The sequence below is a fragment of the Dyadobacter sp. HNCC25DJ187 genome (genome assembly GCF_056895255.1).
Map to the genome: position 1 here is coordinate 1 of NZ_JBXHAT010000005.1, position 12,620 is coordinate 12,620.

At 40.9% G+C, this 12,620-nt stretch carries 9 protein-coding genes, 1 tRNA gene and 1 rRNA gene; 6 read left to right on the forward strand and 5 right to left on the reverse strand.

The annotated features are described in order from the left end of the window. The first annotated feature begins 63 nt into the window (after positions 1-63). Positions 64-175, forward strand: a 5S ribosomal RNA gene (rrf, locus tag AC1XUE_RS24495). A gap of 1,201 nt (positions 176-1,376) precedes the next feature. Here rrf and AC1XUE_RS24500 read toward each other — a convergent pair. Then, positions 1,377-1,449 (reverse strand) — tRNA-Met (locus AC1XUE_RS24500). Between the two features lie 477 nt (positions 1,450-1,926). Here AC1XUE_RS24500 and era point away from each other — a divergent pair. The 3 genes from era (at position 1,927) to AC1XUE_RS24515 (ending at position 4,929) form a co-directional block, all read left to right on the forward strand. Continuing rightward, entirely contained in the window at positions 1,927-2,850 is a 924-nt protein-coding gene (gene era, locus AC1XUE_RS24505; RefSeq protein ID WP_483358631.1) for a GTPase Era, read from the forward strand. Positions 2,851-2,912: 62 nt separating this feature from the next. Next, positions 2,913-4,223, forward strand: a complete 1,311-nt coding sequence (gene der / locus AC1XUE_RS24510; protein WP_483358632.1) for a ribosome biogenesis GTPase Der — start codon at positions 2,913-2,915, stop codon at positions 4,221-4,223. A gap of 310 nt (positions 4,224-4,533) precedes the next feature. Then, on the forward strand, positions 4,534-4,929 hold the full coding sequence (locus AC1XUE_RS24515; RefSeq protein ID WP_483358633.1) for a hypothetical protein: 396 nt from the start codon (positions 4,534-4,536) through the stop codon (positions 4,927-4,929). A 292-nt stretch (positions 4,930-5,221) separates the two neighbouring features. Here the strand turns inward: AC1XUE_RS24515 and AC1XUE_RS24520 are convergent, their stop codons facing one another. Beyond that, entirely contained in the window at positions 5,222-6,058 is an 837-nt protein-coding gene (locus AC1XUE_RS24520; protein WP_483358634.1) for a fumarylacetoacetate hydrolase family protein, read from the reverse strand. Between the two features lie 136 nt (positions 6,059-6,194). After that, positions 6,195-9,056, reverse strand: a complete 2,862-nt coding sequence (uvrA, locus tag AC1XUE_RS24525; RefSeq protein ID WP_483358635.1) for an excinuclease ABC subunit UvrA — start codon at positions 9,054-9,056, stop codon at positions 6,195-6,197. A 271-nt stretch (positions 9,057-9,327) separates the two neighbouring features. On the opposite strand from uvrA, the gene AC1XUE_RS24530 reads away from it, so the two are divergent. Then, positions 9,328-9,957 carry a hypothetical protein gene (locus tag AC1XUE_RS24530; protein WP_483358636.1) on the forward strand — a complete coding sequence of 210 codons (630 nt, stop codon included), beginning with the start codon at positions 9,328-9,330 and terminating at the stop codon, positions 9,955-9,957. 14 nt (positions 9,958-9,971) lie between these two features. Here AC1XUE_RS24530 and AC1XUE_RS24535 read toward each other — a convergent pair whose 3' ends face one another. After that, positions 9,972-10,769, reverse strand: a complete 798-nt coding sequence (locus AC1XUE_RS24535) for a cysteine hydrolase family protein (protein ID WP_483358637.1) — start codon at positions 10,767-10,769, stop codon at positions 9,972-9,974. Positions 10,770-10,802: 33 nt separating this feature from the next. Then, positions 10,803-11,351 (reverse strand): hypothetical protein, encoded by a 549-nt coding sequence (locus tag AC1XUE_RS24540; protein WP_483358638.1) that lies wholly within the window; start codon positions 11,349-11,351, stop codon positions 10,803-10,805. Between the two features lie 287 nt (positions 11,352-11,638). On the opposite strand from AC1XUE_RS24540, the gene AC1XUE_RS24545 reads away from it, so the two are divergent. Next, entirely contained in the window at positions 11,639-12,616 is a 978-nt protein-coding gene (locus tag AC1XUE_RS24545; RefSeq protein WP_483358639.1) for a glycosyltransferase family 2 protein, read from the forward strand. Positions 12,617-12,620 lie beyond the last annotated feature (4 nt).

Here is a 12,620-nt window from a genome sequence, read left to right on the forward strand (position 1 = left end):
ACGGTGCGACGATTCGCTTCACCTGTTCAGATCCCAAAGTCACAGAAACCAACAGAAGACCTTGTTGGTGACTATTGGTCCGGTGTTCACCTCTTCCCATCCCGAACAGAGAAGTTAAGCCCGGAACCGCCGATGATACTTGGATCAAACCTGGTAAAGTAGGTAGTCGCCACAATACTATTAAACGAAGACCATCTCAAAAGGATGGTCTTTGTTGTGTGCTTAATGTTCACCTCTTCCCAGGCTGGGCCACGTTGGCTACACCCCCGGTCGGTCGCGACTCGGAACAGAGAAGTTAAGCGCGGCTGCCTAACCCGGGGGCGCCCGGCTTGTACGCAAGCCCGGCCAGAACCGCCGATGATACTTGGCCTACGCGGCGCGGATCAAACCTACGCGGTCCGACCTGGTAAAGTAGGCGGAGCGCGCAGCTTTGCCGCCACAATATCCCCTGATTGGATTAAGCTCAAATACTTTTCCTTTTACTTGGCATGGGTCACTAAGTAGATATTTGCGTATATAGAGATCGTTTGTCTTGTAGGAAGTATAAAGTTCCACAATTAAAACCAAATGAGGCAAATGTCAATGATGCTCTCTCACATACAACCCTATTATAGTTGATGTGATTAATCAGAGAGGTGATTTACATGCTTGAAAGAGCAGTTTTGTAAGCATGGTTGGAATGCTCTCTGGAATTCTTTCCGAACCTCAATGATTGAGCTAGCTTATGGGCCTATTCCTGAGCTAGCAAACGGTGCTTTCAATCCTTTGTCTACCTTATGGGCTACGATTGTATAAAGTTCGCTATTCGATAACGAGGTTTTATCAATGTTTAAATATGGATAAGTGTTCTCCAGGTACAAAGGCCATTCGCCAGCATGCTTGGGATGATATCAATCTTTATAATTGCTGATGTGATTGCGGTTGGAGTGGCTTGCTTTCCAAGTGAAAGTATTCATCTGGTTGGAAGCAACTGACTGGCTATTATCAATTAAATGCCACCCGGCTGCCCGCGATTTTAGAAAATCAGCGAACTCTTTGCTCACCCTGATATCTCTTTACATTGTTGCTTTAAATATCTGTCCCTTACATTCTATCCTGTATCATTGAGCTTCATCCGCGAAGCTTGATACAAAGCCTATCGCGCTAATAGGCATTAGAAGATCCTGGATGTACGTCTTAGAGAGAAAAACGTTTAACTGCAATTTTTAGTCCTTTTTGTTTGGAAAGAGGAAGGTTCTTCTCCTCCAGATAGATATGCAGGCCATGAATGGCTTCAACGATTTTGTAGATTTCGAAATAATCCAGTTTTTACATGGGTAACAGGGAAGCGAACTCGGCCTAAAAGAAAAAGCCACTCGTTAAAGTGGCTTTCGATGTAGCGGGAGCTGGACTCGAACCAGCGACCTTTGGGTTATGAGCCCAACGAGCTACCAACTGCTCCATCCCGCGGCGTTGATTGGACTGCAAACATACGACATTTTATTTGATAATGATATTTTTATAGAAAATAATTTTCTGATTTCTCAATCACAGAATCTGAAAAATCTCTCAAAATAAATACTATTGTCTGATAATGAGTTAGATATGTTGACCATTCTTACTTAATTATTAAATAGACACGGCTAAAATATATTCATTAAAAGAATTACTCAAAGCAATTTTAGGTTCTCAAGCGAATCTTTCAATGATTTGAAAACATATATTTTTCACCTTACTAGTAATAAAGCTGTATTTTTGCATCATTATCAGAAGGATAGACTTTTTAAAAGAGCATTTTTACTTTAGTCTGGTATCCATACAGCAGACTTTTGGAAATAATGTGAACACCAATTGCAGCTTTTCTGAGTTAGATTGGCCCTGCTAGAGCTGGGAAAAATTTCGTTGTCTGACAATTGAAAATTTGTCAACGAATTGTAAACAACTATTATGAGTGAAATTCAAGAAAACACAACTCCCTTCCGGAATCATAGAGCGGGTTTTGTCAGCATTATAGGTAAGCCCAATGTAGGCAAATCTACACTGATGAATGTTCTGGTAGGAGAGAGGATGTCCATAATTACATCCAAGGCGCAAACTACACGTCACCGAATCATGGGAATTCTGAATGGTAAACATGAAGAAATTCCTTTTCAACTGGTATATTCTGATACACCAGGTGTAGTAAAACCGGCATATAAACTGCATGACTCCATGATGACTTTTGTAAAAGGGTCTCTGGAAGATGCGGATGTAGTGTTATTTGTTACTGAAATCGGAGAGAGAGTTGCCAATCATGAGGTATTACCTCTTTTGATCAGAACTGACGCACCGGTTATTTTGGTCATCAACAAAATTGATCTTTCTTCTGATGAAGAAGTGAAGAAAAAAATGGAAGAATGGGATAAGGAGATTCAGCCTGCTGCTATCGTTCCTATTTCAGCACTACATAACGCAAATATTCAAACATTGTTTGATGCGGTAATTACACGTCTACCGTTTCACCCTCCTTATTTTGATGAAGACGAACTTACCGATAAACCGGAGCGTTTCTTTGCATCTGAGATCGTGAGAGAGAAAATATTCCTGAATTATCGTCAGGAGATTCCATATAGTACAGAAGTGGTTATCTCAGAGTTTAAAGAACGTGACGATATGATTGTCATTCGGGCGGAAATTCTGGTAGAACGGAAAAGTCAGAAGGGAATTATTATAGGAGAGAAGGGGGAAATGCTTAAAAAAATAGGCACGCAGGCTCGTGAGGATATGGAGGCTTTTTTCGGAAAAAAGGTCTTTCTGGAGCAGTACGTAAAAGTTGAACCCGAATGGAGAAGTAACGAAAGGAAGCTTCGCCAGTTTGGATATGAAGAGTAAATAAATACAGGAATGGAGGAAAAGACTATTTCTTTTCCGGATCAAATTTAATGGCTATATAAATGGCGAATATTATTTCGATTGTAGGTCGTCCCAACGTAGGGAAGTCTACACTTTTTAACAGACTTACAGAAAGCAGAAAGGCGATCATGGACAACCAGAGTGGTGTAACCAGAGATCGTCACTATGGATATGGTGAATGGACAGATCAATACTTTACGGTGATTGATACAGGAGGGTATGTAGTAGGTTCCGGAGACATTTTTGAAGGTGCTATCAGAGATCAGGTTGAGTTAGCTCTAGAAGAGTCAACTGTAGTTCTGTTCATGGTAGATACAATGACTGGCTTGACTGACCTTGATAAGGACTTTGCCAATGTATTGCGCAGATTTAATAAACCGGTTTATCTGGTTGCAAATAAAGCAGAAACAACGGAGCGATATCAGTCAGCAGCTGAATTCTATGAATTAGGCCTTGGAGATGAGATATATGCTATTTCAGCTCAGACAGGCTTTGGAACCGGTGACTTGCTGGATGCAGTAATTACACATTTTGACACTGCAGGTATTGAAGATCCGGAAGCCGGAATACCTCGTATTGCTATTATGGGACGTCCTAATGTAGGCAAGTCATCATTTCTCAATGTACTAACTGGTACGGACCGCAGCATTGTAACAGACATAGCAGGAACTACAAGAGATGCTATTCATACGCATTACAATGCCTTTGGAATGGAGTTTATTCTGACGGATACTGCAGGATTACGCAGGAAATCGAGGGTGAATGAAGACGTGGAATATTATTCTTCTTTACGCTCGATAAAAGCAATGGAGGAGTCAGACATTTGTATCGTCTTGCTGGATGCTACATTAGGTTTGGAGGGCCAGGATTTAACCATTATCGGTCTTGCTGATAAAGCAAAGAAGGGTATCGTTATCATGGTGAATAAGTGGGATTTGGTTGAAAAAGACAGCAAAACAGCAGATACTTTTAAGAAGCAATTGCTGGAGAGGTTAGCTCCAATGAATTACATGCCGATCGTATTCGCTTCCGTTGTTGAAAAACAAAGGATCCACCAGGTGATGGAAAAGGCAATGGAAGTTTATCAAAACAAAACCAAGAAGATTTCTACTTCTAAGCTGAATGATGTAATGCAGAAGGAGATTGAAAAATATCCTCCACCGGCAGATCGGGGTAAGTATATCAATATCAAGTATATGATACAGTTGCCTACGCCTTCACCAACGTTTGTATTCTTTAGTAGCAACCCTAAAAATGTAAAGGATCCATATATAAGATATCTTGAAAACCGGATGCGTGAAAATTTCGATTTTTCAGGTGTACCGATCACAATTTTCTTTAGAGAAAAATAAAGTATGATGTTTTTTAGTGCAGGCACTGGTTGTTTTCAGCCAGTGCCTTTTTGTTTGGTCACGATTTTAGTCCTGTTCATCCTCTGATATGGAGGTTTTGGTAGAAATTATTTTTTTGATGCAACCCAAGACCCTAATTTCCCATCTGTTAAGCAAATTCTATTTCTGATCCCATTTTAGAAAAATATAAAATTTGTTAAAAACAAGGTACTATGTATTGCAAGATACCAGATAAAACATATATATTTGTATTGTTAATTAGTTACATCGATTTTAAATAAGAGACCTTACTAAAAGACATAAAAAAGCCATGAAAACGATCCAACTCTTCACACTCTTTATTTTGCTTAGCCTTCAGGCCGGAGCAACAGGATATTCACACAACATGTTTGTAGCGCATAAAAAACTACAGGCAGGTACAGAAAAAAGTACGATTTGTGAACATGAAAAAGCTAGCAAACCTGAAAAGGTTGCTGTCCGCGCAAAAGTAACTGTCAAAGCGAAACAGGAGGTGTCAATCACCCGGCAGATCAGCCATAAATTGTCTGGAGTTGCTACGCTTAATCAAAGAATAGTAGAACAAGGATCTGCTTCATTCTTCACATCTGAGGACGAAGAAGAGATGCAAAGCTCTGTTATTTCTAAATTTGTAGGGTTGGTTAAAGGAATGGTATTTTCATTTCTCAGTTCTATCTCTTTGAACTAAATCTGGTTATACGGTATTCTCCTAATAACTTTAAAGCAGAGCTTCGGTTCTGCTTTTTTTGTTTGTATAACCGGATGATTTAAGATGCAGGGTTAGCATACTGCTTTCCCAGCTTATGTGAAATTTGCATACTATAAAAGCAAAAGCAATTGTAATAGCGGCATAGGCAGGCCAGATTCAGATTGCATTAAACGTATGTGTACTTAACATTCATACATCTAATAACGGCACAAAAATGTGGTGAGCAAAAAGAGCTCACCACATCTATATTTGAAGAATATATATAGGTTTTTTAACCAACTGTATTAGTAAGCGTACCAATAGGCTCAATACTAATATGTATGACATCACCCTTTTGTAAAGTGAAATCGGAAGGGGGGATGATACCTGTTCCTGTCATGAGGTAAGCCCCCTGCGGGAATTCCATTTCTCTGTATAAGTAATTGAGCAATTCGTCCGGAGTTCTTTTCATCTGCGACAGCGTAATTTCTCCATTGAAAACCTCTTCATTACCACGTACGATGGAGAGATCGATCACTGTATCTGCAGGGAGTGGCAACTCCGGTATGTATAAGCATGGCCCAAGAGCCGCGCTGCCAGTATAAGACTTAGCTTGTGGCAAATAAAGAGGGTTTTCGCCTTCAATACTACGTGAACTCATATCGTTGCCTATCGTGTAGCCGACAAGTGTACCTGATGACGTTGCAAACAACGTGAGCTCTGGCTCGGGGACATCCCAGGAGGAGTCCTTGCGTATGCGCACTTCATTGCCAGGACCGACTACACGCGAAGCCGTCGATTTGAAAAAAAGCTCCGGACGCTCCGCTTCATATACACGATCATAAAAATTTCCACCTCCAGCCTTCTCTGACTCTTCCATTCTGGCAGTTCGACTACGGAAATAGGTTACTCCCGATGCCCATACTTCTTGTGAGCCAATAGGCGCTAATATATTAGGAAATGCCTGGTCTTCTGAAAATGTAACGGGTAAAAGGCTTTCTATCTGTAGTTCAAGCCAGTCGTACAAATCATCGCGGTTGACAGCCTCATCCCAATCGGTTTGATGCAGACGATAGTAAACATCGTCTTTTTCTAATATGATACCATGCTCAGTTTTGAATAATTTCATAGAAAATGAGGTTTATTTCTGTGGCCTGTAAGGCTTTCTGTATAGTCAGATAAGTCTGAAAAGATCGTACTATACTTATTAAATACATGCTAATCCGTAAGCAGGGCTATCCGACCTTGCCTGTAAAGTCGGATAGCTACAATTTATCTTTCAGGAAATCAGCCGTATAGTTACCTTCCAGTTTGATCATTTCTTCAGGCGTCCCTGAAAACGTCAGGTAACCACCAGCATCACCACCTTCAGGTCCCAGATCAAGTATCCAGTCAGCACATTTAATCACCTCCATATTGTGTTCTATGATGATCACACTGTCACCTTGATCTACTAATGCATTAATAGCTTTCAAGAGCTTTTTAATATCATGAAAATGCAGACCTGTAGTAGGCTCATCGAAAATAAATAGTGTTTTCCCTTTGTTGGCAGAACCTTTCCCAAGAAATGAAGCAAGCTTCACTCTTTGTGCTTCTCCGCCAGATAAAGTATTGGACGATTGTCCCAGTCCTACATAACCTAAGCCGACCTCCTGCAGAGGAAGAAGTTTATCAGCTAGTTTTGGTTCTGACTCACGGAAAAACGATATAGCTTCGTCCACTGTCATGTCCAGAATCTCTGACACATCCTTTCCTTTATATTGTACTTCCTGGATTTCCTGCTTGAAACGCTTCCCGTTACACCCTTCACAAGTCAGGTATATGTCAGCCATAAATTGCATTTCTACCTTCACCTGACCTTCACCCTGACAAATTTCACAACGACCACCATCTACATTAAATGAAAAATGAGAAGGTTTGTAGCCTCTCGATTTGGAAAGTGGTAAATCTGACATCATCTGTCTGATATGATCATATGCTTTGATGTAAGTGACAGGATTAGATCTGGAAGATTTTCCAATCGGATTCTGATCAATCATTTCGATGGCAATAATCCGGTCTGTGCTACCCGAAAGTTCATTAAAACGCCCGACATCTTCGCTAAATTCACCTTTCAGACGCATGAGCGCAGGGTAAAGAATTTTTCTGATCAAAGTTGATTTTCCTGATCCGCTCACACCCGTCACAACGGTAAGTGTATTCAGCGGAATCCTTGCGTCAACATCTTTCAGATTATTTTCTCTTGCACCCTTAATGTCCAGAAAATGAAGTGCTTTTCTGCGAACAGCAGGTACCGGAATAGTATCTTCTCCCAACAAAAAGTGCAGTGTATGTGAAGTTGTTTCCTGGTCTTTGGCAGAAAAAGAATCATTTTTCAAATTACGGATATCATCCCAGGTTCCCTGGAATACCACATGTCCGCCACCGGTACCTGCCTCCGGTCCAATGTCAATAATCTGATCTGCGGCATGCATCACCTCTTCCTCGTGCTCTACAACAATGACCGTATTCCCTAAGTCTCTTAGCGATTCTAAAACGCCTACAAGTCTTTGTGTATCTCGTGGATGCAGGCCGATACTTGGTTCATCCAGGATATACATGGAGCCAACAAGAGCACTTCCTAATGAAGTTGCCAGCTTAATACGCTGAAATTCTCCTCCGGAAAGTGTACTTGTTAATCTGTTTAATGTCAGATAACCCAAGCCCACTCGGTTCATATAATCCAGACGGGTTTCAATTTCTGTTAGAATCCGGCGCGCAATAAGTCTGTCATGTTCGCTAATATCCAGTGCTCCGAAAAATTGAAGTACATCTTGAATAGGTTTTAGTACAAGATCCGTAATAGAAGCACCACCTACTTTCACAAAGGAAGCATCTTTCCGAAGACGTGATCCACGACAGTCGGGACAAACTGTGCGTCCTCTGAAACGGGACAACATGACCCGGTACTGGATTTTATGTGTTTGGGATTCCAGCTCATGAATAAAGCTGTTAATACCCTCAAAATATTGGTTACCGTTCCACAGTAGATCTTTTTGCTCCTGAGTAAGATCTTTAAAAGGCCGGTGTATTGGAAAATCAAATTTGGAAGCATTGCGGATCAAAGGAACCTGCCACTCGCTCATTTTTTCTGTACGCCATGGTGCAATGGCGCCATCATATACGGAAAGAGTCTTATCCGGAATCACCAAATCCGGATCAATACCCAGAATTTTACCGAAACCTTCACAACGCTTACAGGCACCAAACGGATTATTAAAACTGAATAAATTCACCGTCGGCTCTTCGAAGGTGATGCCATCCAATTCGAATTTATCAGAAAATATTCTCTTCTCTCCGTTTACAACCTGCACAATGCAAACACCTTCTCCTTCAAAAAAGGAAGTCTGTACCGAATCCGACAATCTGTATTGCGTATCCTCATCCTCATGTTTTACAGCGGCACGGTCAATAACAATGAAAATCTGGTTCCCGGCTTGGCTGTATGCTTCATCATTTTCAATAACATCCTCAATATTAGTAACCTCATCATTGATCATGATACGGTTATAGCCTTTGGAAAGAAGAATAGAAAGTTCCTCTTTTTGAGTACGTCCCTCGCGGATCAGAAGCGGAGCCAGAATGAGTACGCGTTGCCCCTCCTCATGAGAGAGTATAAAATTGACAACATCTGTAACCGAGTCTTTGCGAACCAATTCTCCGGAAACCGGAGAATACGTATGACCAATACGCGCAAAAAGAAGTTTCAGATAATCATAAATCTCTGTTGAGGTACCTACAGTTGAACGGGAATTACGCGTGTTTACCTTCTGCTCAATAGCAATAGCGGGAGAAATGCCTTTGATATACTCTACTTCCGGCTTTTCCATACGTCCTAAAAACTGACGCGCATAGCTGCTTAAACTCTCCACGTACATTCTTTGCCCTTCGGCAAAAAGCGTGTCAAACGCAAGCGACGATTTGCCAGAGCCCGAAAGCCCGGTAATTACAACCAGTTTATTTCTGGGAATTGCTACATCAACACTTTTAAGATTATTTACCCGGGCTCCTTTGATAAGAATATATTGCCTGGGGTCAAGGTCATCAAACTGAGCAGCTTCAATCCGCGGCACTGGTAATTGGATCATAAAAATCTATTATAAGCGGGTGGTGTTAATATATACTCCCGACCAAAGTTTAAACCTAAAATTCGTGTTTTTAGTTTTGCTTTGCAAACCGGCTTCTTTTGAGAGTTATACGTAAAGATCTCTGTTAGTAAATCTATTTTTACATAAGTAAATTGCACTTACAAAGGTGCTTATACTTTCAAATAGTCAAAATTTGCCAGTTGCAAAGTCAGGTTAATTTTGATTAAAATTTAATACCAGCAAAAAAAGTATTTACTCAACCTTCTCTGTCATGAAAAGATTTCTTCCCATTTTTAGCCTGATTTTACTAATTCCTGTGTGTTGTTCGGCTCAGTGGGAAAAACAGGTAGGGCTTAATGTAATTCCGTTGGTTGCCAAATCGGTGGAGGTAGCATCGGAATTTACCACACATCCTGGTTACGGACTAACATTGAATGCAGGTTATACTTTTGGAACAGATTATATAGGAATTGTCACAACAGACGTGGATGATGGTGTTCGGGAAAGGAATACCTCCGGGTTTTTCGCAAAAGCCGGAGGCAGGATATATCCGTTTTCTCTGGGTGGTCGCGACAGACGTATGAATTTTTTTACAGGAATGTCCCTGGTTTTATCTCAATACAACCAAACTGCTCTTAAAAGAGAATTAACGAATGATTTTATGCTCAGGCCTCTGGAGCCTGTTCGTTCAGACGGCGTGGTGCTTTTTCCTGCGTTATCTCTGGGATTCAGTCATCGTTTGTCACAGTATTTGATTTTGGACTGGGGAGTTCAAAAAGCATTTGTAAACAGAAAGGAAGACTACATAGGCCGAAAGGGAAAGAACTATCAGCCAGGAGCTGGCGGAGGCGAGTCCTTCGATTATTTACAGGGACAGCTCTTATTGAAATACAAATTTTAAATACAGTCTTACTTTTATATCCCTGTTCGAATCACTTCAACGGAAGTTTTAAATGACATTCCTTTCTGTGCTGCATCTTCAAATATCGGGTCCGCCAGATGCCCCCAGTTAGTAACATCGGATATACAGTCGGTGAGCACTGTAACTTTTGAGATGAGGCCAGGTGCCAGCTCTACAATTTGTTTGATACTCGTGGCAACACAATGTGAACGCGCTTCTCCTGCAATCAGAACCTGATCAAAATTTTCCAATTCAGATAAAAATGAGGTATTCGTCAAAGTTTCTGGTGCGGCTTCTATAGGTACCTGCGCTTTAAAAACGCCAAAATGTTCGGTAAGTGGATTGATGCCTTTGGATATAGCGGTATAATCTCTTCTTGTGCGATGTGTCCAGGCAAGCAATGCATCCAGAATGGTATCATCCAACGCGGCGCCTTTCGATCCGATCAGACAATGTTCAGGCCATATAAAGTGCTGGAATTCGCCTTCTTTTTCAAGTGTTTTAAGATAAGCAAGAACGTATTCCTTGTCGTAACGCGGAATCCAGCGGCCTTCTTCCACGGCTTTACCGGAAATGAGTGTAAACGGAGCGACTGTATTTCCATTCTGATCTTCCCAGAAAAGCGGATGTGCGATATCAATCACATGATGTGTATCCAGCGTTACAAAAATAGCATCCAGTTTTTCGCCTTTAATAGCAATTAGCCGGGCGATATTTTCAACATCTTTTTCTGCGCCAGGAACAAACAAAGCTCCTTTTGGATCACAAAAATCAAATTGCGCATCAATGATTAATAGTGCTGTTCCGGCCATGTTGTAAGTTTTAGCTGTCCAATTACTTTTTAATTATTCCCAGGTTTCAGGAATTTCCATTTGTCGTGCATACATCTTGGAGCACAGCTGATGTACAAAGCCAAGCATTATATTGGTGTCACGGATATAATCAAACCTGTAATCTTCATCCAGTTTGTTAAGCCCGTTGAGGATGGTTTGTGCTTTTTTGGCAATGTACAGAGCGCATGTGTCAGCTTTGGAAGAATAGGTTTTCAGAATACTCTGATAAGATTCCATAAAGGTATTCATCAGAAACAAATTCAATTCGATAGCACCTGCTTTGTCTTTCGTCACTTTCACGTGATAACTGATTTCTCCACTCAGTTCCCTCATATCCATGAGAACCCAGCCAGGAGTATTCTGGTTAAATTTTGAGGTCCTTGTTATCCTGCTGGTTATTTCTTCTCTTCGCTCAGGTATCGTGGCCGAGTTCTCAAGTAATTCAAAATGAAGCCGGTCAGTGAGCGTTTTATCCTTGGTAATAAGCCGAATCAACAGTTTATCTTTTTCTTTAGCAGGTATTTGAATGATTGCCTTTTTAAGCTGATCGGGTAATGCCATAATCAGATGGATTGTTAGTTTCAAATGATGTATTTACATCCAATTGTTTCAGGTAAAAGTATTCAGTTATCCTCATAATTCCTTCCCACTGCCGTATCTGGGATATTATTTTGATTTCTTTTGTAAGAAAAATTATGCCTGTTGTATATTTTTTGGCACTAATTATCGTATGTATACCGTGTAAGTTGCAGTGCCAGTTAATAAAAGGATGCTCAATATTTGTGCAATCGCCCTCACACCTGTTAACTTGCACGTGTTTTGGCAAATTAAAATTCTATATACACATTATGATTTCAGTGGCTATGTGCACTTACAACGGGGCGAAATACTTACCCCAGCAGTTGGAGAGCATTGCTAATCAGACGATTCCGATAGATGAATTGGTGGTATGTGACGATGGGTCGACCGATAATACCATTGAGGTGATAATGTCATTTGCGGCTTCCTGCTCATTTCCTATAGCTATTCATTCGAATATTCAAAACCTGGGATCAACCAAAAACTTTGAGAAATGCCTCAATCTTTGTCAGGGAGAGATTATTTTTCTTTGCGATCAGGATGATGCATGGCGTATCGATAAAGTAGAGAAACAACTTGCTTATTTGAAAGCGCATCCGGATAAAGATGCCGTTTTCTCAGATGCAATGATGATAGACAATGATTCAAACCCGGTAGGCCGTACCATATGGGAAGAGATCGAATTCAATGCAGGCATGCAGAAAAAGTGGCTGGGAGGCAAAGCACATGAAATCCTTTTCAATGGTTTTGTAGTAACAGGTGCGACGCTGGCCATCAGAAAATCCTGTTTGACGCGTTTGATGCCATTCCCGACGCATGTGGAAGATCTGATTCATGACGCATGGATGGCCATGGTGCTGAGTCTGGAAGATAAGATCGGATTTATAGCTGAAAACCTGATTTCCTACCGCAGACATGAAAGTCAACAGGTTGGTTTTGGAAGTAAAACAGAATACGTGCGGATCAATGATCGTTTCAGCCGGCCAAGAGAGGAAAAATTGATCCCAATTAAAGAAAAGGCGGATAAGCTACATGGAATGTATCTCTTGCTGAGGGAATTACCATTTGTGCCGAGAGAAAAACTGATTAAGTTATACTTAGCTCAGAATCATTTTTACAGACGTGCCTCGTTACCTGAAAATCGCTTTCTGAGAATTTCCCCTATTTTTCAGCATGTGGTAAAGGGCTATTATACATTTAGTAGTAAAGACTGGTGGTTGCCTGCTGTCGGAGATCTTATTGAATAAACAA

Bases quoted from the DNA above. Each gene is read 5' to 3' on its own strand.
- era (WP_483358631.1), top strand. From the start codon at position 1,927: ATGAGTGAAATTCAAGAAAACACAACTCCCTTCCGGAATCATAGAGCG.
- der (WP_483358632.1), top strand. From the start codon at position 2,913: ATGGCGAATATTATTTCGATTGTAGGTCGTCCCAACGTAGGGAAGTCT.
- AC1XUE_RS24515 (WP_483358633.1), top strand. From the start codon at position 4,534: ATGAAAACGATCCAACTCTTCACACTCTTTATTTTGCTTAGCCTTCAG.
- AC1XUE_RS24520 (WP_483358634.1), bottom strand. From the start codon at position 6,058: ATGAAATTATTCAAAACTGAGCATGGTATCATATTAGAAAAAGACGAT.
- uvrA (WP_483358635.1), bottom strand. From the start codon at position 9,056: ATGATCCAATTACCAGTGCCGCGGATTGAAGCTGCTCAGTTTGATGAC.
- AC1XUE_RS24530 (WP_483358636.1), top strand. From the start codon at position 9,328: ATGAAAAGATTTCTTCCCATTTTTAGCCTGATTTTACTAATTCCTGTG.
- AC1XUE_RS24535 (WP_483358637.1), bottom strand. From the start codon at position 10,769: ATGGCCGGAACAGCACTATTAATCATTGATGCGCAATTTGATTTTTGT.
- AC1XUE_RS24540 (WP_483358638.1), bottom strand. From the start codon at position 11,351: ATGGCATTACCCGATCAGCTTAAAAAGGCAATCATTCAAATACCTGCT.
- AC1XUE_RS24545 (WP_483358639.1), top strand. From the start codon at position 11,639: ATGATTTCAGTGGCTATGTGCACTTACAACGGGGCGAAATACTTACCC.